This window comes from Paenibacillus sp. OAE614, assembly GCF_040546645.1.
GTDB lineage: Bacteria > Bacillota > Bacilli > Paenibacillales > Paenibacillaceae > Paenibacillus_AQ > Paenibacillus_AQ favisporus.
Map to the genome: position 1 here is coordinate 4,191,300 of NZ_JBEPOD010000001.1, position 21,721 is coordinate 4,213,020.

General features: G+C 54.7%; 20 protein-coding genes. 6 read left to right on the forward strand and 14 right to left on the reverse strand.

Features of this window, described 5'->3' with window-relative positions; all coding sequences use genetic code 11:
• The first annotated feature begins 34 nt into the window (after nt 1-34).
• On the forward strand, nt 35-1,105 hold the full coding sequence (locus ABIE48_RS19210; protein WP_145024062.1) for a LacI family DNA-binding transcriptional regulator: 1,071 nt from the start codon (nt 35-37) through the stop codon (nt 1,103-1,105).
• Between the two features lie 191 nt (nt 1,106-1,296).
• Here the strand turns inward: ABIE48_RS19210 and ABIE48_RS19215 are convergent, their stop codons facing one another.
• Entirely contained in the window at nt 1,297-2,136 is an 840-nt protein-coding gene (locus ABIE48_RS19215) for a helix-turn-helix transcriptional regulator (RefSeq protein WP_145024060.1), read from the reverse strand.
• Nucleotides 2,137-2,264: 128 nt separating this feature from the next.
• Between ABIE48_RS19215 and ABIE48_RS19220 the strand changes: the two genes are divergently transcribed.
• Together ABIE48_RS19220 and ABIE48_RS19225 are read left to right on the forward strand one after the other, a co-directional pair.
• Complete coding sequence (locus tag ABIE48_RS19220; protein ID WP_145024058.1) at nt 2,265-3,263, forward strand: Gfo/Idh/MocA family protein; 999 nt, start codon at nt 2,265-2,267, stop codon at nt 3,261-3,263.
• A 41-nt stretch (nt 3,264-3,304) separates the two neighbouring features.
• Entirely contained in the window at nt 3,305-4,243 is a 939-nt protein-coding gene (locus tag ABIE48_RS19225; RefSeq protein WP_145024056.1) for an aldo/keto reductase, read from the forward strand.
• Nucleotides 4,244-4,384: 141 nt separating this feature from the next.
• Here ABIE48_RS19225 and ABIE48_RS19230 read toward each other — a convergent pair whose 3' ends face one another.
• From ABIE48_RS19230 to ABIE48_RS19255, 6 genes are read right to left on the reverse strand one after another with little or no spacing between them, the layout of a single operon-like run.
• Entirely contained in the window at nt 4,385-5,347 is a 963-nt protein-coding gene (locus ABIE48_RS19230; RefSeq protein WP_192715562.1) for a carbon-nitrogen hydrolase family protein, read from the reverse strand.
• 19 nt (nt 5,348-5,366) lie between these two features.
• Nucleotides 5,367-6,359 (reverse strand): ABC transporter ATP-binding protein, encoded by a 993-nt coding sequence (locus ABIE48_RS19235; RefSeq protein ID WP_192715563.1) that lies wholly within the window; start codon nt 6,357-6,359, stop codon nt 5,367-5,369.
• Between the two features lie 13 nt (nt 6,360-6,372).
• Nucleotides 6,373-7,272, reverse strand: coding sequence for an ABC transporter permease (locus ABIE48_RS19240; protein WP_192715564.1), 900 nt, complete (start codon nt 7,270-7,272; stop codon nt 6,373-6,375).
• A gap of 14 nt (nt 7,273-7,286) precedes the next feature.
• The gene (locus ABIE48_RS19245; protein WP_192715565.1) at nt 7,287-8,231 is read right to left on the reverse strand and encodes an ABC transporter permease; all 945 of its coding nucleotides are present in this window, start codon (nt 8,229-8,231) and stop codon (nt 7,287-7,289) included.
• An 18-nt stretch (nt 8,232-8,249) separates the two neighbouring features.
• Complete coding sequence (locus ABIE48_RS19250) at nt 8,250-9,869, reverse strand: ABC transporter substrate-binding protein (RefSeq protein WP_192715566.1); 1,620 nt, start codon at nt 9,867-9,869, stop codon at nt 8,250-8,252.
• A 30-nt stretch (nt 9,870-9,899) separates the two neighbouring features.
• Nucleotides 9,900-10,877 (reverse strand): ABC transporter ATP-binding protein, encoded by a 978-nt coding sequence (locus tag ABIE48_RS19255; RefSeq protein ID WP_192715567.1) that lies wholly within the window; start codon nt 10,875-10,877, stop codon nt 9,900-9,902.
• Nucleotides 10,878-11,253: 376 nt separating this feature from the next.
• Between ABIE48_RS19255 and ABIE48_RS19260 the strand changes: the two genes are divergently transcribed.
• Complete coding sequence (locus ABIE48_RS19260) at nt 11,254-12,648, forward strand: amidase (RefSeq protein WP_192715568.1); 1,395 nt, start codon at nt 11,254-11,256, stop codon at nt 12,646-12,648.
• A gap of 82 nt (nt 12,649-12,730) precedes the next feature.
• Nucleotides 12,731-12,988 carry a hypothetical protein gene (locus tag ABIE48_RS19265; protein WP_192715569.1) on the forward strand — a complete coding sequence of 86 codons (258 nt, stop codon included), beginning with the start codon at nt 12,731-12,733 and terminating at the stop codon, nt 12,986-12,988.
• 105 nt (nt 12,989-13,093) lie between these two features.
• Here the strand turns inward: ABIE48_RS19265 and ABIE48_RS19270 are convergent, their stop codons facing one another.
• Nucleotides 13,094-14,062, reverse strand: a complete 969-nt coding sequence (locus ABIE48_RS19270; protein ID WP_192715570.1) for a LysR family transcriptional regulator — start codon at nt 14,060-14,062, stop codon at nt 13,094-13,096.
• Between the two features lie 209 nt (nt 14,063-14,271).
• Here ABIE48_RS19270 and ABIE48_RS19275 point away from each other — a divergent pair, with 209 nt between their 5' ends.
• Nucleotides 14,272-14,916, forward strand: coding sequence for a cysteine hydrolase family protein (locus ABIE48_RS19275; protein ID WP_192715571.1), 645 nt, complete (start codon nt 14,272-14,274; stop codon nt 14,914-14,916).
• A 106-nt stretch (nt 14,917-15,022) separates the two neighbouring features.
• On the opposite strand, the gene ABIE48_RS19280 is transcribed toward ABIE48_RS19275, so the two are convergent.
• From ABIE48_RS19280 to ABIE48_RS19305, 6 genes are all read right to left on the reverse strand, one after another.
• Nucleotides 15,023-15,337, reverse strand: coding sequence for a hypothetical protein (locus ABIE48_RS19280; protein WP_105442164.1), 315 nt, complete (start codon nt 15,335-15,337; stop codon nt 15,023-15,025).
• A gap of 246 nt (nt 15,338-15,583) precedes the next feature.
• On the reverse strand, nt 15,584-17,335 hold the full coding sequence (locus ABIE48_RS19285) for a glycoside hydrolase family 2 protein (protein WP_192715572.1): 1,752 nt from the start codon (nt 17,333-17,335) through the stop codon (nt 15,584-15,586).
• A 29-nt stretch (nt 17,336-17,364) separates the two neighbouring features.
• Nucleotides 17,365-18,384, reverse strand: a complete 1,020-nt coding sequence (locus tag ABIE48_RS19290) for a hypothetical protein (protein ID WP_192715573.1) — start codon at nt 18,382-18,384, stop codon at nt 17,365-17,367.
• Complete coding sequence (locus tag ABIE48_RS19295) at nt 18,381-19,187, reverse strand: carbohydrate ABC transporter permease (protein WP_105442161.1); 807 nt, start codon at nt 19,185-19,187, stop codon at nt 18,381-18,383. Before ABIE48_RS19295 ends, ABIE48_RS19290 begins: the two co-directional genes overlap by 4 nt.
• A 3-nt stretch (nt 19,188-19,190) precedes the next feature.
• A complete protein-coding gene (locus ABIE48_RS19300; protein WP_076171002.1) occupies nt 19,191-20,072 on the reverse strand; it encodes a carbohydrate ABC transporter permease in 882 nt (293 codons plus the stop codon).
• A gap of 82 nt (nt 20,073-20,154) precedes the next feature.
• Nucleotides 20,155-21,510 (reverse strand): ABC transporter substrate-binding protein, encoded by a 1,356-nt coding sequence (locus tag ABIE48_RS19305; RefSeq protein ID WP_145024028.1) that lies wholly within the window; start codon nt 21,508-21,510, stop codon nt 20,155-20,157.
• Nucleotides 21,511-21,721 lie beyond the last annotated feature (211 nt).

A 21,721-nucleotide genomic window follows, 5' to 3' on the forward strand; every position in this document is an offset into this window, starting at 1 on the left:
AATTATGCAGGCAAAACAAAGATTGAGGTGTCATATGAAGGATAAAGTAACCATGCAGGATATTGCGGAGCAGCTGAATATATCGAAGAATTCCGTGTCCCAGGCGTTGTCGGGAAAAGACGGGGTCAGCGAAGATACGCGGAAGCTGATCCTCGAAACGGCACACCGGATGGGATATGTGTATTCGCAAAGTCGTAAGCGCCGCTCCGGCGAGCTGGAACAGACCGGAAATATTGCGCTGATCGCTTCTGATTTTGCCTTTTCAATGAAAAGTTTCTTTGGTGAAATTTATTTGAGTATCGAACGAGAAACGGTGCGCAGGGGAAAAAATCTTCTGATCCAGTCGGTCAGCAAACAGTCGGCTGATAAGCTGGCTCTCCCTTCGTTTCTGCTCAATCAATCCGTGGACGGCATCCTCATTCTGTCTCACATTACAACTGACTATATCAATACCATTACAAACATGGGTAAACCGACGGTCCTCATCGACCATCACCATCCCTCTATCCATGCTGACTGCATTTTAACCAATAACCGGTTTAGTGCTTATGAGGCTGTCCGTCACTTGACAGAGCTGGGACATCGAAAGATCGGCCTGTTGGCCAACACTACGTTTTCGCCAAGTTATTACGAGCGCTGGGAAGGATACGTACTGGCGATGAACGACTTCGGGCTGGAGATCCACGAGCCATGGGTGATCAAGGATGCCGTAGAAAACACGGATTACATTTTGCAAAAAATAAAAACGCTGCCACAGCTCCCGACGGCTTGGTTCTGCGTCAACGACGGGCTCGGCTTTTACCTGAATTCGGCCCTGCAGCAATCGGGTTACAGCGTGCCGGAGGACGTTTCCGTCGTCAGCTTCGACAACGGTTATTTGTCTCAGGTGTCCACACCTCAGATTACGACGATGGATGTGGACCTGAAGCTCTACGGACGCAAGGCCGTGGAGCAGCTGTTCTGGCGGATGGATCATCCCGAGCATCCGTATACCGAACTGCTCTTGCCCACCAAACTGCTGAAGCGCGGGTCCAGCGGTCCAGCGCCCAGCGCCGGTATGGAGAAGCTGGAGGGTCATGAAACAGCGAACAGGAACGGGAAATAACCGTAAAAAGACAGCGAAGAACTGAAATCAAAGCAAAAAAGCCGGTCCCTCTACTTGCGAGGGACCGGCTTTTTTACTGTACTTTTTAAAATTGCTAGGAGTAACGGTGGTATTTGGTCAGGTGGCAGGAAGAATCTCAATTATGGGACAAATGTTATCCCCGCGGATTACCGCCGAACGATCCCTTACGCTTACGCCCCTCCGTATAACCGCCGGTAAGCCGAGGGCGTCATCCCCTCATGCTCCATAAAACGCTTGTTGAAATAGCTCACGCTTGGATAACCCGCGTCCTCTGCGATCTGCCCGATCGTCGTACTCTTTCGCTCGAGCAGCCACTGCTTCGCCATCTGCAGGCGGCAGCGCGTGATGAACTCCATCGGCGTCATCTCGGTTACGCTGCGGAACAGCTTGCAGAAGTAGTAGGTGGATATGCCAAGTCTGCCCGCCCAATCCTCCAGGATGAACGGCTTGACAGCCTCCTGCTGCATGACCGGAAGCAGCTCCAGGATCCGGCTGCCCGAATTGTTCGATTTGACCGGAGACAACGGGGTGGCATGCTCGATAAATTCGGCCAGCAGCGCGTAAGTAAGTGTCGAGAGGCGGACCGGGTGGAGCATCCGGTGCTCTTCCGCCTCCTGCAGCAGATTTTCGTGCGCCTGCTCAAACGAAGCCGATTGGCGGATCGTCCATAAGAGGCTGTGATGCAGACCGCGTTCGATCAAATAATCCTGCAGACCGCTCCCGTAGAAGTGAAACCAGCGGATATCCCACGGGTCTTCCTCGCTGCTGTAGTACCGCTGGCGCTGCATGGGAAAATACAGCACGGCCTCTCCCGGCCCCAGCTCATAGACCACATCCTCCACTTCCACGTACCCTCTGCCTGCAGCCACGTAATGAATGTTGAAATTGTTCAAGGCCCCCGCCTCCCGGAATACGCTGTGACCCGGATCGTTCCGGTAAAAGCCGACCGATTCGGGAAAACAGAAAAACGGCATCGACGGAAGGGTCAGCAAATGGCTTTGCCGCTTCACCTGTCCTCACCTCAAATGACAATATTGTTATAATACATTGCAAAATCGTATTATATTAATTTTAAATATAATCTTTTATAATCGCAATATAATCATAAATAAGCTTCTTGAGGAGATGATACACGAACATGAGCCAGAAATTGAAATGGGGCGTCCTGGGCTGCGCGGGCATCGCCAAGCGCTCAGTCATTCCCGGGGTGCAGCAGTCCGAGCTGAATGAAGTCGCCGCCATCGCCAGCCGGAACGAGGAGAAAGCAAAGCAGACGGCGGCGGACCTGAATATTCCGGTCGCTTACGGAAGCTACGAGGCGCTGCTTGAGGATCCGTCCATCGACGTCGTATACATTCCTTTGCCGAATCATCTTCATAAAGAGTGGACAATCCACGCGGCGGAAGCCGGCAAGCATATCCTATGCGAGAAGCCACTGGCCCTGACCGAAAGCGAAGCCGCTGAAATGGCTGAAGCCGCCGCCAACGCGGGCGTGTACTTGTCCGAAGCCTTCATGTACCGTTACCACCCCCGCTACGACAAGATCAAGCAGATTATCGACTCGGGCCAAATCGGCGAAGTCCGCGGCATCCGCAGCGCCTTTACTTTTAACAACGCCGGCGACAAAACGAACGTCCGCTACCGCAAGGATTGGGGCGGCGGCTCGATCTACGACGTCGGATGCTATCCAATCAACGCGGCTCGACTGCTGCTCGGCAGGGAACCGATCGCCGTCACGGTGAACGCCTTCTTCTCGCCGGAGCATGACGATGTCGATATGATGGCCTCCGGCCTCATCGAATTTGACGGCTCCGTTGCACTGACCTTCGACTGCGCCATGTGGGCCGCGTCGCGCAATCCGCTGGAAATCCTCGGCACGGACGGCATCATCGAGGTGCCTTCAGCCTACGTTACACCGACGCCGGGCAGCGGCAACTTCTACTTGACCGTACGCGGGGAACGGAGCGAAATCGAGGTTCCTCATGTAAACGCATACAGCCTGCAGGCCGATCAGCTCGCCCGGGCCATTATTAACAAGACGCCGCTGCAGTTCCAGCCCGATGATGCGATTCACAACATGAAAGTGATTGACGCCTGCTTGCTGTCTGCTCGCGAGCATACCCGGGTCGCGCTGTAACGATCCATAAAAAACCACAATAGCTTAGGAGGGTATCATCCATGGAATACATTTCCGTCAAAGGTCTGGATAAAAAGGTTTCCCGTTTGATGAAAGGCACGGACTACTTTTACCACAATTCGTACGATAAAGCCGCGGCTAATATGGACGCGTATCTGGCCATCGGCGGCAATTCCGTCGACTCCGCCCACATCTACTGCGGCGGCGAAAGCGAAGAAGTGCTGGGCCGTTACATGAAGGAGCGCGGCAACCGGGATCAGATCGTCATCCTGACCAAGGGCGCCCATCACGACCAGAACGGTCCGCGCGTCAACAAGGAAGCAATCCGGCACGATATTACGACCAGCCTGAAGCGGCTGCAGACCGATTTTATCGATCTGTACGCGCTGCACCGGGACGATCCGAACGTGCCTGCCGGCGAAGTGATCGAAATTTTGAACGAGTATGTCAAATCAGGTACCGTCGGCGCCATCGGCTGTTCCAACTGGACGTGGCAGCGGATCAAGGAAGCCAACGATTACGCGGCCGAGAAAGGCTTGACCGGCTTTACCTTCAGCAGCCCGAACCTCAGCCTTGCCAAGCCGAACGAGCCGTTCTGGAAAGGCTGCGTCTCGGCCGATGCCGAAACCTGCGCCTGGCATGAAGCCGAGCAGTTTCCGCTCTTCTCCTGGTCTTCCCAGGCAAGAGGCTTCTTTACCGGCCGGTTTACGCCGGAAGTCCGCGACAACGCCGACCTGGTCCGTGTGTTCTACAGCGACGCCAACTGGGAGCGCCTGGAACGTGCGAAGCAGCTCGGCGCGGAGCGCGGCGTGACCGCCATCCAAATCGCCCTCGCATATGTGCTGAACCAGCCGTTCCCGACCTGCGCCCTGATTGGCGCCCAGTCGGCAGAAGAGCTGCGTTCCTGCGACGAGGGCTCCCGGATTCAGCTGAGCCGTGCGGAGCTTGATTGGCTGGACCTGACTTCGGACGAACGCTAAGCTATACAGCAGCGGTAAGCTGCATTCCCTGACCTCTAATCGTTCCGACGCCGAGCATGTCAAGCATAACAACAAGCCGCCTTCTCCCTAGTCTAACAGACCAGGCAGAGGGCGGCTTTTGTTCGTTATCGGCAGACGAGTTTACACGATGACGGCGGCCGACGGCTTAGGGAGCAGCTTATTTTCAGAGCTGCCGGCCCACTTGCCGTTCCGGGTTATGCCGCTCAGCATGTGCAGGTATATGTCAGGCCTCCAGTCCGGCACACCGGTCAGCGGATTGTGCTCAAACAACGGGAGCCGGCCTCCCGCCTGGCTCAAATCGAGGGTCGCCAGGACGACCGCCTCCTTGTCCTCGACCGGCGCCCCCTTGTATTCCGTGCCAATGTGGCTTGCAGGACCGACGATCATGCTGCCACCGGGAAAATATGAATCGTAATCCTGGCCGACAAGGTTCGAGCTGACGATAAACGTGCCGTTCTCCAGCGATCTCGATTTGAGCGTCGTGTAATACATGTCCTGCCATCCCTCCACATTGTGGATCGCCGTCGGATTCAAATATATCCGCGAACCAAGCGCGGTATAATACCGGACCAGTTCGGGGAAGCAGTAGGAATCGTAACAGATGCCGACCCCCACCGGTCCCCATGGCGTGTCGAACATGAGCGGCTCGCTGCCCTTTGTCGCCCATAGCGACTCCTTGGCTGCCGGATGGATTTTGCGGTAGGCGCCGATTACGCCTTCCGGACCGATCACGGCCGCGGAATTGTAGATGATATCCGGGTTCGCCGCATCCCGCTCCGGCGTCCCAAGCACGACATACACACCGTATTCCTTGGACAGCTCAGCAAGGGCCAGCGTCGATTCGCCGGGCACCGTTTCGGCATTCTGCCTCTGCATTTCAGGGTTGTCATTCTTGACACCGTAGCCGGTTAGCGCGGTTTCCGGGAACAATATCAAATCCGCGCCCTGCTTCGCCGCCGTCCGCACATAGCCTTTCATGCGCTTCAAATTATCCGCCTTATCCCCCCATTTGGGATGAAAATTTATCGCAGCTACCGTAACGATGTCCTGAACCTCGCTAGAGCCGAACTTTGGATTTGTCATCGTATATTCACACACCCTTCTACAAATTTTGAACGGCCGCCATTCCTTCGTGTACCAGCAAGCACGCCGTGTGATGACCCTCACCTACCTCAACGAGAGCTGGCACATTCTGTGCGCAGCGCGCTTCGGCGAACATGCACCGCGTCCGGAAGCGGCAGCCGGACGGCGGATTCAGCGGACTCGGGAGGTCACCCTTCAGCAGCACGGTTTCCGGCGCCTTGCGAACGGCCAGGTCCACCGAGGGCACCGACTCTAGAAGCGCCTGCGTGTAAGGATGCCGTGGATTCGCGAAAACTTCTTCCTTCGGCCCCTTCTCCACGACGCCGCCCAAATACATAACCATGACATCGTCGCTCATATATTCCACTACATGCAGATCGTGGGAAATAAAGATCAGCGACAGGTCGAACTCCTTTTTCAGATCTTGAAACAGGTTCAGCACCTGGGCCTGCACCGATTTGTCCAGTGCCGACACCGCCTCGTCGGCAATGACGATGTCCGGTTCGAGCACGAGCGCCCTGGCAATGGCCACGCGCTGCCTCTGCCCGCCGCTTAAATGATGCGGATGCTTCGCGGCATAGGATTTGGGCAAGCCTACCGCATCCAAATAACGGTATGCCTGCGTACTGGCGGCAGCCCGCCCGGTTCCATTGGCCCACTGCGGGAACGCCACATTATCCAGAATGGTCAGCTTCGGATTCAGCGAAGAATAAGGATTTTGAAACACCATTTGAATCCGTTTCCTCATCTTCTTCAAATCGGAACCGCCGAGCTTCAGCAAATCCTCGTTCTTGTATCGGACCCGCCCTTGGTCAGGCTCAATCAGCCTCATGATCAGCCGGGCCAAAGTTGACTTGCCGCATCCGGACTCGCCGACGATGCCGAGCGTACCCTTGGATTTCAGCGTGAAGGATACCCCGTTGACGGCGGACACCTCTCCCTTGCTCTGTCCGAACATCCCCCGCAGGGGGAAGGTCTTGCTGACATCGGTCACTTCAAGAATGTGCTCCATCTGTTATCCCTCCTTAACCTTTGCTGTCCAGTACATCCGACAAGGCGTCGGATACGATGTTGAGCGCAAGCGATGTGACGAATATAAAGACGCCCGGGACGATCGTAACGATGGGGTCAATAAATATGACTTGTTTCAAATTGTTCAGCATAAATCCCCACTCTGGCGTCGGCGGCGATACGCCGAGTCCCAGAAAGCTCAGACCGGACGCGAGCATGAGGCAGATGCCGATCTGGGTCGTACTGTAGACAAACAGTCGAGAAAAAATGTTGTTTACGACATGAAAACGGATGATGAGCCCCGTTCCGGCCCCGCTGGACAGCGCAGCTTCGATATACTCCTCCTTCTTCACCTCCTTCACGGCCGTTTCGGCAATGCGGGCAATCGGTGGAATGAAGACGATCGTCGCCGAGATCATGATGTTGCTGATGCCCGGACCGAGCGAAGCGGAGATGCCGATGGCCAGCAGAATCGCCGGGAACGAGAATAAAATGTCCAGCGAGCGCATGATGAGCGTGTTGACGATACCTTTAAAATATCCGGCGATGATTCCAAGCCCGCCACCTAGGATAACGGCGATAATGACAGGGACGATGCCTGACAGCAGGCTCAGCCGCCCCCCGTACAAGATCCGGGTGAGCAAATCCCGGCCTTGTTCATCCGTGCCAAGAAGATGTCCCGCAGACCCGACAGGGAGAAGCCTCTCTTTGACGTTACCCGCGTAAGGATCATACGGGGACAGCCACGGGGCGGCGATGCAGGCGAGGACGATCGCGGCGAGAATGACCAGCGCGACCATCGCCGCTCTCCGCCTGCAGAACGCCCGCCATCGTTCGGCAGCCTGCGAGGGCTGTTTTGGCAAACTTGCGGCCGAAGCCGCATCGGGAACAATGGATTGAACATTGGTAGCCATGCTGCCCACTCCTTTCAAGAATGCCTTACTCTTGGATCAAGAACCGCATGCAGTGAGTCGACTGCCAGATTGATGAGAACAAAAGCGACAGCTACCACAAGAACGCCCGATTGGACGATGGGAAAGTCCCGCTGCCCGATCGCCTGGTAGATCAACTGGCCGATGCCGGGCCAGGCAAAGACCGTTTCCACGAGGACGGAGCCGCCGATCAAATAGCCGAATTGGAGCCCGGCCACCGTCAAAATGGTCGGCATGCCGTTCTTGAGCACATGGCGCAGCACTTTGCCTGCCGGCGCACCTTTGGCCTGCAGCGCGAACACGAAGTCCTGCTGGAGCAAACCCGCGATCGTACTGCGCACCATCCGGGTCATAACGCCAAGTGTCGTCAGGGAAGCCGCAATCGTCGGAAGGATCAGGTGTCTGAAGGTATCCAGCAGACCTCCACCCCCGATACTCTGTATCCCGGAGGAAGGGAGCCAGCCGAGACTGACGGAAAATATCCCGATCAGAATCAGCGCGGCCCAGAAATTCGGCATGCCGATTCCCGCGAGTCCCAGCACGTTGAACAGGGCAGCCGCCCACGATTTGGGACGGTATGCGCTGTAAACGCCGATGGCCAGTCCGAGGCCGAACGATACGACGGCGGAAGCCGCCGCCAGCAGCAGCGTATTTCCTATAGCCGGGAGCAGCAGTTCGCTGACCGGCAGCCGCTTGATGATAGATGTCCCCATATCCCCTTGAAACATATGGACGAGCCAATAGATGAACTGCACATAAATCGGCTTGTCGAGCCCAAGCTCGCGTGTTACCCGCATCCGCTCTTCCTCGGTCGCATCCGCAGGAACGATCGTGTTGACGGGATCGCCGGGGACCATTTGGAGCATCAGAAACACGATGACGGATACACCAAACAGCGTGGGGATGAACAGAAGCAGACGTTTACTGATAAAAGCAACCATGCGCGTATACCCCCTTTTTTACTCGATGGAGATGCCCGTCAGATCCGCAAACCAGGACTGAGGCTGAACAAAGCCGTGAATATCCGGCGCGAGCACCCTCAAGTTCAGGTCATGCACGACGAAGATCCAAGGGGCGTCCTCCGCAATGATCGCCGAGGCCTGCTTCAGCAGCGCATCCCGCTTACTGGCGTCGAAGCTGGTCTGCGCCTCGTTCAATATCCGATCCAGCTCCGGATTGGAGTATCCGCCGATATTCAAGCCTTTCGGAAACAGAGCCGCCGACGAGAAGAAATTCGGGAAGGAGTTCGGGGCAATGGTCGGAAGGGAAATATTTATTGCGCCCACCTTCTTGTCTTTGGGGAACCCTTGAAGATACTGGGTCAGCAGCGACTGCCACTCGATAGATTCGATTTTCACGTCGATCCCCACAGCCTTCAGGTCCTTCTGAACGTATTCGTTCATCTGCACCGGCCACATGTTGCCGGATCCGCTTGTCGGGACCAGGAAGGTGGTTGAGAAGCCATTGGGATAACCCGCTTCCGCCAGCAGCTTCTTGGCTTTGTCCGGGTCATAGGCATACGGCTCCGCATCGGAACTGTACCAAGCATGCCCTTTGTACATCAGCTGCGTCGCCGGGATGGAGGCGCCGCCCAGCAAGTCGGCGCTCATGCCCTCTCGGTCGATGGCGTAATTCGCCGCCTGCCGCACCTTTTTGTCTTTCCATGGGCCATCGGCCGTGTTCAGGACATACGGCCAAATGTGCGGGTACGTATTGGTCAGCACCTGGAATCCCATGCTTTTCAGCTGCTCAATCGATTCGGTTGGCGGAATCTCGGCCCAGTTGACCTCCCCGGACTGAATTGCCGCGAGCCGGGCAGACGGATCGCTGATCGGCCGGAGCACCACCCGTTCCAGTTTCGGGACCGTGCCCCAGTACTTGTCGTTCTTATCCATAACCAATTCCTGCCCCTGCTTCATGCTCACGAATTTGAAGGGCCCTGTTCCGGTGGGATGACTCGCATAATCCCCGCCGTACTTCTTGACCGCTTCCGGGCTTGGTATCAGGATGCTGGCCAAGTCGTACAGCAGAAAGCTGTATGGTCCGTTGGTATAAATTCGAACCGTGTTTTCGTCAGCCTTGGCGTACTTCGCGATAAAACGAAGCGAGCTGCCGGTGGAACCGGCAATTTTTGCATCGTAATACGGGGAATCCGGCTTCAGCAGACGGTCGAGGGCAAAGATGACGGAATCCGCATTAAACGGCGTTCCGTCATGGAACTTAACCCCTTGGCGCAGATGAAAGGTCCACTCGGTCGGATCGCTGTTCGAATGTTCCCATGATTCGGCCAGGCCGCCCGTGAGTTCGGCCGGCTTGTCGCCCTGCTTCAAATCCCATTTCACCAGCGCGTCGTACAGCTGATAGCCGACAAAGCGCATCCCTTCGTAGCCTTCAGTCGGCATCGTATCCGGTACCGGGATGTTCGCGGCGGACATGGCAATCACCAAAGTCCCTTTCGCCGCCGAGCCTTCGGCGGCCGCTCCGCCTCTGCCGCACCCGCTAAGAACCATTGAGAGGCACAGGATAAGCAGCAGTAGAGTGATGGCGTACATTTTTTTCAAGCTTGAGTATGGTTTCATCTCCGGCACCTCCACAGGGTTCCATTATTTTTATTGGGCGTATCTTTCCCGGCCGGCAAACTGGAAGCAGGCCGCCTGCTGCGATCGTCCCGCGCTTACGTAATCCGGGACATTCTCCGTGCACCGGCTCTCGGCATAAGGACAGCGCTGTGCAAAAGCGCATCCCGGCGGCATTTCCGTAATGAGCGGCGGCTGTCCGGGGATGGTGGACAGCCTTCCCGTTTGCTTGCTCTGAGGCGTCGCCGCAATCAGCCCGGCCGTGTAGGGATGCATCGGTCTGGTCAGAACCTCCTCCGCCGATCCATACTCGACGATTTTGCCGGCATACATGACGGCGACATCATCGGCCATTTCGGCGGCCACGCCGATATCATGGGTGACCAGCACGATCGACATCCCGAACTCGGCCTGAAGCTCCTTGAACAGCCGAAGGATTTGCGCCTGAATGGTAACGTCCAGGGCGGTGGTCGGTTCATCGGCGAGAAGCAGATCGGGACGGCAGCCGAGCGCCATCGCAATGACCGCCCTCTGCCGCATGCCGCCGCTCATCTCGTGCGGGTAGGCACGCACCCTTTCCTCCGGCGAAGGAATGCCGACCTTACGGAACAGCTCGATGACCCTATCCTTCGCTTCCCTTCTCCCCACCTTATGGTGCGCCCTGATCGTTTCCTTCAGCTGGTCGCCGACCCGGTACAGCGGGTCGAGCGCCGAGAGGGCGTCCTGGAATATCATCGCCACCCGGTTCCCGCGGATCGCCACCATTTCTTTCGGCGATTTGCCCAGCAAGTCTTCTCCTTCGAGCCGGACGCTGCCGGCAACATTCGAACCGCGCTGCGTCAGCCGCAGAATGGAACGGAGCATGACGCTCTTCCCCGAACCCGATTCCCCGAGAATAACCGTCGTCTTGCCTTTTTTGACCCGCAGGGTGACTCCCCTGACGGCATCCACCATCCCTTTCTTGGTCGAAAATGAGGTGACAAGGCTGTCGATTTCCAAAAGATTTGACATCATATTCCCTCCTTCGCAGCTTCTGAAAAATGGATCTCCCCGGCCTTTGATCAAGCGGATTTTTGCAGCATGCCAGGAATACTGTTTGTGTAATAAATACTAACATACATTCTGTAATGTTAGGATATCGAAACATTCTATACCTTGTTTTAGCCCCTTTTCGGCGATAATATGTTATGTTTCTTAACAATTACCTCCATATATACAAAAAACAATTGGATTTTTGCGTTTGAGGAACATCATTCTTCCATAGAAATGACACAGGTTGAAGGTAAATCAACTATGGGTGGATATCCTTAAAGAATCCATTTGTTCAAGTCATTCGAGAGGTAGAGGACTCATCCACAATCTTTTTATCGCAAAGGAGATGTTATCTATGACCACCCTGCATCAGGAGCTGCTGTATGATACGATCGCCGGTTTATCGGAACGGATCCGCAGCCGCCGCATTTCACCCGTCGAAATAACGCAGATGCTTCTCGAACGGATTGAAACGCTCAATCCCCGGTTGAATGCGTACGTAACGGTTACGGCCGATCTCGCGCAAGCCCAGGCCAAAGCGGCCGAAGTTGAAATCATGAAAGGAGAGTACAGAGGTCCGCTTCACGGAATTCCTATCGCCCATAAAGATATTTACAATACCCAGGGAATCCGGACGGCTGTTGGCTCCAAAATCCTCGAAACATTCGTGCCGGATACGGATGCCACCGTCGTCCGCAAGCTGGGAGAAGCAGGCGCGGTCCTGCTCGGCAAAGTGCAGACCCATGAGTTTGCCGCCGGGACGCTGACGAACAGCCCTCATTTCGGTCCCTGCCGCAATCCGTGGAACCTGGAGAAATCGCCGGGCGGCTCAAGCGGTGGCTCGGGATCGGCCGTAGCGGCCGGACTCGCCTACATGGGCACAGGCACGGACACCGGCGGCTCAGTCCGCATTCCCGCAGCAGCCTGCGGCATCGTCGGTTTGAAGCCGACATACGGCAGGGTCAGCCGCCATGGCATTTTTCCGCTGTCGTGGTCGCTGGACCACGCCGGCCCGCTGACGCGCTCGACCCAAGACGCCGCCATCTGCCTTCAGGCTATGGCGGGGTATGACCCGCTGGACGATACGTCGGCCGACGTATCGGTCCCAGATTTCACCGGCATGCTGCGCGGCGATCTGCATGGCATCACCATCGGGATTCCCTCGTCCTTTTACTACGACGGCATCGATCCGGAGGTGGAGGCCGCCCTCCAGGCAGCCATGGAGCAGTTCAAGCTGCTTGGAGCGAATGTCATTGAAGTGGAGATCCCGATCTTAAGCCGTGTCAGCGCGATCGGCAACGGTATTTGCATGGGCGAAGTCGCCTCCATTCACGAGAAGTGGTACCGGGAACAGCCGGAGCAGTACGGACCGGATGTCCGGGGAATGATCGAAGGCGCCCGCCTGATCCCAGCTGTCCACTATTTGCAGGCACAGCGGGCGCGCCGGCTCCTGCAGCAGGAGTATATGCAGGCGCTATCTGCAGCCGACGTCCTGCTTACCCCAACCCTCCCGGCAACTGCGCCCGGCATACACGACGTCGAAATCAGCATGCGCTTCGCTGAACTGACCATGCCGACGAACGTAACCGGCCTGCCGAGCCTCGCCATGCCCTGCGGCTTTTCGGCTGCAGGGATGCCGATCAGCATGCAACTCATCGGCAAACCGTTTGCCGAAGCGGAGCTCCTCGGCATCGGCCATGCGTATGAACAAAGCACGGACTGGCATTTCCGTCATCCGGGGCTGGAATAGTCGAAGAACCGGTTTCTGCACATCACCTGATCAGTGGACAGACGAATCAGCCCGCTACATACCATACCAGAGGAGGAATACCATGGATAACGAATACAAGCTAACAGCCACTACCCGGGAAGAAAGGGATGCGGAAGAAAGCCCCGCCGAGGTTCTGCAGGCAGCGATCATCGGCATCCCGATGGCCAAAGAGCGTATTGAAGCGGCAGCGTCTGCCGCCATTCCGCTCCTTTCGCTTCTAGGAACTTTGTATGACATCGATGTCGAGGGCATCGAGCCCGTCATCCAGCCGATGTTTAGAAACGGTATGACAACTCCAACCGCTGCACCCGCATCATGATGAATCCGTGCACGATCGACTTCTTCGTTTGAATCCGCACAAGTAAAAAAGCACCCTCCCGGCTCATTTCATCCAGGAGGGTGCTCCTATTTTGTATTTGTCTCCTTATCCATTCAAACCGCCGGAAGCGGCGGTGTGCCCTGCGCCCGGCTTGTATCTGGCAAGCAGCCTGCGCTGCAATTCGCCGATCGGCACGTCGAGCTGGACGGTTTCCGAGTATGCCATGTATACCGGCAGAGCCGGCAGCATGGAACCAAAAGGGATCATTCGGATCGGATAGGCCTCCAGGTACAACTCAGGGACGTAGCATTTGGGTACGAACGTGTATCCCTGGCCGTTGGCCACAACCCCCAGCATCATATCGCTGCTGTCCACGATTTGGAACTTGTCTGGCGTGGACCCAAACAGTTTGGACAGCACCTCCCATACATTCACGTAGGTGGCGATCGGATTTTCGAACAGCACGAACATGTCATGCTTGAGCACGTCGATAAGGTCATCATCCTCGCGAATCACGCCCCGGTAGGCTTCTTCCGAACACAACAGCACCCATTCGTCGTCCAGAAGATGCACCGACTGCAAATGGCGGCATTCCTTCACATCATAAAACAGCCCGATATCGATGACCCCGTACTCGATCAGATCAATGAGCAGCATGGACGAACGGGAAACATACTTACACTTCAGATCGGGGCGAATGCGCTGCAATTCGGCAACCAGAGGGTACACGAACCTGCCGGACAGTCCGGTGTCGACGCCGATCACCATCCGGTCCATGCGGGTCACTTCGGCAAGGGAGCGATCGAACTTCAGCAGGTCTGCTTTGTTCAGCATCGCGGAGGCATTGTTGAACTGGCTTACCATCTGGATCGCATAATACAGAAAATAATGCCCTTCCTGCGTCAGCTTCACTCCGTCCCACCCCCGGTCAAGCAGCTTGACTCCCATCCCCTCCTCCAGCTTGCGTATTCTCGCGCTAAGCGTCGGCTGGGTGACATGCAGCGTCTGGGCAGCCTTGGAAATGCTCTTCTCCTTGGCGATCGTTGCAAATGAATGCAGACCTTCCAGATCCATTCCATCCCCACCTTCCATAAAAATTGGTTTTACCGATCAGCAGGTCGGAGGAATTTTCGATTGTGTAAGAATAAATAACATATATTATCCTATTTATATCATATTTCTTGTGATTCAGGGTATAAAAAAGTGCGATATCCTGTAATCGGGGTTTTAATGTTATATTATTTGACATAAACACAACAACATTTATTTTGGAGGGATTTCATTTGAGTACCCATGCATGGCTTCATCCGGAGGATACCGCCCTGATCATCATTGACATGCAAAACGATTTTTGCCACGAAAACGGAGCCTGCGGCCGCGCGGGAATCGTTGATATTCCGGCGTTCCAGGCTTGTGTGCGGCCCATCCATGACCTTACCGGTCAAGCGAGGGCTAGCGGGGTGCCGGTCATCTTCGTACAAATGACGTTGGATGCGGGCACTACCTCCCAGGCATGGGAGCTGCAGCATACAGCCAGCGGTAACACGCTTCGGATCGTCGAGAAGGGAAGTTGGGGCACGGAAATGTACGGGCTGGAGCCCAAGGAGGGCGATTATGTGGTGGAAAAGCATCGGTACAGCGCATTTATCGGCACCAACCTCGATTTGATGCTGCGCTCTCTGGGGTGCAAATCCGTTGTCCTGACCGGCGTCCTCACAAACGTATGCGTGGAGTCGACCGCCAGGGACGCATTTATGCTCGACTATAACGTGACGCTCGTCGAGGACGCCTGCGCCGGTTCCTCTGCCGAGGCCCACGAAATGACCCTATCGAACATTGGGCATTACTTCGGAAAAAATATGAAAGCCGGAGACGTGAAGGCGGTCTGGTCGGAATTAACGGCCGGTGCTGCAGCCGTGAACGGATAAATATCCGCTCTAAAAGGCTAAGCTGTTATTTGTGTGGTTCCGCTCGATCATCAAAAAAAGGGAGCCCGCCGGCTCCCTTTTCTTCATTAACGATTATTCTAATGCCTTATTTGACCAACTCCGCCTTAAACACGCCATCCAGCGTCTCGCCGGCGTCCAGCCGTTTCTTTAACGGAACCTTCACATCTCTGGCCAGTTCCTTGAAGAACGTTTGAACATCGCATTTGACGTCGTTCAGTTGCACATTGATGGTACCGTCGGCCGTAATGTCACGGTTATCTTCAGAGGGAACCGACACGACAAGATCGTACTTTTTCATCAATGTCTTACTGTACCTCGTGAACACTTCGATCAGCTCCTCGTTTTCGAAGTTCCCGATGGCATTTTTGCCTTTGTTTGTAAAAATCAGTTTCATTTCCATTTCTCATTCCCCTTTTCCTGTATCACCATGGTTTTATTCGGACTCGGGTTCCATTGGTCACGCGATGGTTCTAAACAAAGAAAGGGCCCACATTATCCTGATCAATCATATCTTTGTCTTATATATTATAACAGTCTTTATACCGATTAACTAGGCGATGCCACCATTTACAAAAAAAGAAAGCCCCGAAACGGGGCCCTCTTCACTCTTTATTTACATATTAGCCACTCTATTTTAAAAGCTGTATCAACGTCCCTGCACAATCTCACGGATCTTCTCCAGCGGAATCTTTGGCTGCCGGTCGTATGTCAGCAAACCGTTAATTTCCTGTTCGACGTCCGTCAGCTGCGTATAGCAGAAGCCCTGAAGCACGGTCGAAGCGAGAGCGCCCTGAACCACGTCGGCCAGGCGCCGTTCGAAATCTTCCTCATTCGACGCTCCGGAGTAACCCCACCCTTCCTGGTTCCCCTTCTGGAATGAGATTCCGCCGAATTCGGTAAGCAGCAGCGGCTGTCCTTCATAAGGATACCCCGGCACCAGAATCCAGCGGTTGCCCGGTTTTGCCTGAAGCGCCTGCTCCACGGTCGAATAACGGTCTGCCAGCACTTCTTTGCGCCATTCGTAATCATGAATGGTAACCAGGTCGGTTTTGACCAGTTCCCAGCCGTCGTTAGAGATGACCGGACGTGACATGTCCAGCGATTTGGTCATGTGATACAGCGCCAGCGCATGCTGCTGCTCGGCAGGGCTCACCAATATATTCGTTACGCCCCAGCTTTCATTGAGCGGAACCCAGGCTACGATGCAGGGATGATTATAATCCCGCTCCACCGCCTGCAGCCATTCCCGGGTGATCTGACCGGCATAGGTTTCCGTGAACCGGAACGCGTTGGCCATTTCTCCCCAGACAAGCAGGCCCAAACGGTCCGCCCAGTACAGGTAACGGGGGTCTTCGATCTTTTGATGCTTTCGGGCGCCGTTGAATCCCATTTCCTTCGTCAGCTCAATGTCTTTTTTCAGCGCTTCATCGGAAGGAGCCGTCAGCAGGCCATCCGGAAAATACCCCTGGTCCAGCACCATTTTCATATAATAAGGGCGGTTATTGAGCAGCACGACGCCGTCCTCGATCGAAATTTTCCGCATGCCGAAGTAACTGGCGACGGTATCCACCGCTTCTCCGTCAACCAGGAGCGTCAGCTCCAAGTCATACAGATTCGGACGTTCAGGCGACCACCAGCGCCCCAAGCCATGATCGTTAAAATCGTGCAGGCGGATGCGGCGCATCTCGTCTTTCCCCGTCACCGAAAAGGAATCTTCGGAAACGACTTGCCCCGCGAAAGAAATAACCGACTTTAATTGAAGCTTGGCCCGGGTGTCCCAGCCCTGAACGAAAGCCTGCAGGGACACTTCATTCGTATCGATATTCGGCGTCAGCCGAATCCTCCGGATATGGAGATCATGCACGGGTTCAATCCATACCGTCTGCCAAATCCCCGTCGTTCTCGTATAGAAGATCCCGGCGGATTGTTCCTCCCAGAACTGCTTGCCCCGCGGAAGCGCCGCGTCCCGGCTGTAATCGACGGCTTTGACCACGATCGAGTTGTCCGCTCCCTGAAGCAGGTCCGTAATATCCGCGTCAAACGGGGTATGACCGCCTTCGTGGATAGCGGCGAGCCTGCCGTTCACCCATACTTTGCATTCATAATCCACGGCACCGAAATGCAGAATCAGCCGCTTGCCTTGGTACGCTGTTGGCACCGTAAAGTTCCGATGGTACCACACGATATCATGGAACGAAGGATCTCCGATTCCGCTCAGCTTGCTCTGATAGCAAAACGGAACCTGGATGGTCCGCGAGAAGGAAGGATGCTCGTACCATTTTTCCCTCTCGCCGGCCGCTTCGTCATCAAATTCAAAATTCCATACTCCGTTAAGGTTGAGCCAATCCGCTCTAACCAATTGTGGGCGAGGATATTCGCCGCGCAGCATCTCTGTCATTTCTCTCTACTCCTTTGAAGTAATCACATTTAGCGCGTACGCTTGGTAACGATCCAGCTGCAAAATCCGCATACGGCGAGCCATCCTGCCGCGTACAGCAAGCCGCCGCCGCTTCCGACGAGAAGATCCGGCCGGCTGCTTTTTACCGTAAAAATCAGTAAATTGCTGAGCACCAGATACAAAAGCACGTTCCGCCCCATCGACTCCAGAAAGCCAAACGCGTACGGAATGCGTTCCAATACCCTGGCCAGCAAATAATAACCATATAATATGAAGGCAGCTCCGATAATCCAGAACAACGAAGGCGGAAACCGCGAGGGAAGCTCCCCGGCATACCGCCAATTTGCCGCAAACAGTCCGGTTACAAGCACCGATCCGGCGAGAACGAGCCAGTCGAAGCGAATCCGGTATTTGGCGAACAAGATCCCAAGCAAGTAATACGGAAAATATTGAACAGGCGGAAACGAGGCGAAATCCCTCGTGCCGACCAATAACCCAAGCTGGGGAACATGGACCGCTCCATAAGGAAACAGCGTCCCTGCAAGCAGCAGGCCGGCCGCCAGAAAACCCAGCCACTTTCGCCCGGAAAGCCAACGCAGCGGAACGAACAGCACCAAGCCGAGGACCATCAAATACGTAAAAGACACCAAGAACTCGGACCAGCCCGGAATATCCTTCAGCAGCATGATCGGCCGAATCGTGTCCCATTGGAGCGGCGCTCCGTCATGGAACACCCTGAACGCCGTTCCGGATACATAAAAGGCCAGCAGTGTTTTCAGCGCGGCCGCCAGCATCCGCGGGCAGGCGCTGCGAAACGGCTTGGAATAATAAGCAAGCTGCGTTACATACCCGAAGCTGAACACAAACCCCGAGAAGGTGATGAGGTTGAAGAAATCGATCCAGCGGCTGATGGACGGGTATACGACCGGATCGCTGAAAAATTGCAACGTGTGGCAGTACACCATCCCGACGATCAGCAGTCCTTTGAACAAATCGATGGCGCGCTCGCGCCGCTTCGGCTCAATCCCGGCTACGGCCGCGCCGCTCACCCTTTAATCCCTGACAGGCTGATCCCCTTGATGATTTGCCGTTCAAAGATCACAAACAGAATAATGATCGGGATGGAAGACAGCGTGTTCACAACCATTGGCTTCACGTAATCCTCCGAGTACTGACTCATCAAGGTCGGAATTCCCATCGGCAGCGTAAACAGCTTGTCGTTTGTCAGCGACAGGAATGGCCACAGGAAATTGTTCCACGAGCCGATAAAGGTCAGAATCGCCATCGACGCGAGCGCCGGCCGGGTCAGCGGCAGCATGATCACCGCGAATATTTTCCACACGCCGCCCCCATCCATCTGCACGCTCTCAATCAGGTCGTTCGGGATGCCGTCAAAAAATCCTTTAAGCACGATAACCGCCATCGGCGAAGCCAGCGCTGTGACGATCAACCCCTGGTACGAATTCAGCAAATGCATGTCCTTGGCGACCTGATACAGCGGAATGATGGTTGCTTCGCCGGGAACGAGAAGACCCGCCAAAATGAAAAAGAACATGATGGCTTTAAACCGGAAAGGAATTTTGGACAACGCATAAGCCGCCATCGCCGCAACTAGAACGGTCAGAACCGTGACGACGCCTGCGACGAAGAAGCTGTTCCACACCCACTGCATCAGCTTGGTGCCGCTGATAATTTGTCCGTACACCGCGAAAGAATATGGCGGCGTAAACCAGTCGAACAAACCGGAGACCTTCATCCCTTCCTGCTTGATCGATACGACCAGCATCCAGACCAGCGGAACCAGAAACACGCACGCCGCGATGACAGAAATGATCCGGTATACCCATTTCATGCCTTAAGCCGCCTCCTTCCGGTTGTTAACGACATACTGGATAATCGACAATACGAGCAAAATCGCAAACAGCATATAGGACATCGTCGCCGCGTAACCCAGGTCATTTTTTTTGAAACCGCTCTGGTAAATGTACTGGATGATCGGCCTTGTCGAATCCAGCGGTCCGCCGCCCGTAATGATGTAAATTTGCATGAACACTTTATATGAAGCGATAATTTGCAGCATCAGAATCATCCGTGTGATCGAATTCATCATCGGCAGCGTGATCCGCCAGAACATCTGCCCTTTGGCCGCTCCGTCCAGCGATGCCGCCTCATAAATTTCGTCCGGAATTTCCTGCATGGCGGACAGATACAAAATAAAGTTGAACCCCACCGTCCACCACAGCGTTAGAGCGGCGACCGCAATCCAGGCCAGCGACGGCTCGGTGAGCCAGAAGATCTCTTTCCCTTCCGCCAGGATGCCGAGTCCATGCAGAATCCCGTTAATGAAGCCGGTATAGGGCTGGAACATAAACAACCCTAAATAAGAAGCCACCGACACCGAAAGAATGCTCGGCAGAAAAAACGCACTGCGGTACAGCTTCTGCAGCTTGGATTTCCGGTTCGCGATAAGTGCCAGCGCGATGGCCAGCACGATCATGGTCGGCGTCGTCAGAAAGACGAAAATCGTAGAATGCCATACCGCAGCCCAGAACTGGTCGTCATGAAACATGCGCTGGAAATTGTCCCACCCGACATATTTCATCTTCCGGATCAGGGTCCATTTATAAAAGCTCATCTGCGCGCCCTTAATCATCGGCCAGATCGTAAACAACACATACACAATCAGAAAGGGCAGTAAAAAAATCAGTGCCTGCAAGTCGATCCGAAGCTTCTTCATGACTCACCTTCCTCTCCCACATCGCTCAGGCAGGCTTGGAGCCAGCCGCCCCAAACCTGTCTGATGGATCATACCCTCATGGTTACTCGCTTAAAACTTTACCGATCTCGGTTTGCATTTTGTCAACGGCATCCGAGCTCGACATCTTGTTGGACCAAACTTCGTTCAAATATTTAAAGAGTGCGTTATCACGGATCTGCCAGTTCTTATCGGAATGCTTGTTGAATTTAACTGTGCTTGCCACCGAGACATAATCGCTCCGGTACGGCATCTCTTTGAATTCCGGCTTGTCGAATACGGCTGGCTTCGAAGGGATATGGCCCGCTTTCGCCCAGATTTCTCCGTGGTCGGCGATCCAGTTGGCGAAAATCAGTGCAGCTTTGCGTTTCTCCGGATCTTCTTTGCTCGTTGCCGGCAGAATGATCGTATGCGAATCGCCCCATGTCGCTTCCTGATCGAAAACTTTAGGGATCGGCATGGCCCCGAATTCCAGCCCTTTCGTTTTCTCCCACGTTCCGGTCGCCCACACGCCGGTCATCATGATCGCCGCATTCCCGCTCTGGAACGTTTTATAGAAATCCGGGTCGTTCAGCTTGATGAAATTGTACTTATGGTATAAGTCCTTAATATAATCCGCGGCTTTGACGGCTTTGTCTTTGTCGATGTCGGCTGATTTCAGGTCGTCGGATACGACGTCATTGCCGCCCTGCTGCGAATAAAGTGCCCACCAGAAACGGAATGGATCGTCGTTGGAGCTCGAAAGCGCAAACGGATATTTGCCTTTCGGAAGCTTCTCTTTCAGCGTTGTCAGAAACTTGATGAATCCCTCGCCCGATTGCTCCAGAACCGGCTTGCCGTCTTCGCCGAGCAGCCCTGCGTCTTTAAGCAGCTTTTTATTGTAGTACATAATAAACGGATGTGTATCGATCGGAACCGCATAATGCTTGTCATCGTAAACGGAAGCTTCCAGAATGTTCTGGTTGAACGTGCTCCAGTCGATGTTGGCATCCTTTGCCGAATCGTCCAGCTCGGTGGCAACTCCCTGATTGATCAGGTCGGGAAGACGGGAAATATGGGAGATGCCCACATCCGGACCGTTGCCTGCGCCAACCGCTGTGATCAGCTTCGTATAATACTCGCCCCAGACGAGCTTCGTATTTTTCACCTGAATATCGGGATGCTCTTTATTGAACTGGTCTACCATCGCCTGCATGTTATCACCGTCTCCGCCGTCAAACAGCGTCCAGAAGGAAAGATTCACTTTCTCGCCGCTGCCGCCGCCCGTATCCGTCGAAGCGCTTTCACCAGTACCGCCGGACGCGTCTCCGCCTGCACTGTCCGCCCCGCCACTGCTGCCGCTGCCGCCGCTGCCGCAGGCGCTGAGCAATAAGGTCAGAGACAGTAATGTGATCCACATGAAGCTGAATTTTCTTCTCATACGTACCCCCCATTTTCGTCACCGTAGTCGTTCTAAAGAACAACGTTATTGTTTTATTACAACTTTATTGTTCTTATGGGGCTATATTACGGCTAAACTTCTATTTTGTCAACGCATTCATTTCATATTTTTGTAATAAAAATTTTGGGCTGTTCTCATGCTCGTGCATATCAAATGGGCTTCATCGCTTTATCAGCAAGAAGAAATTGCC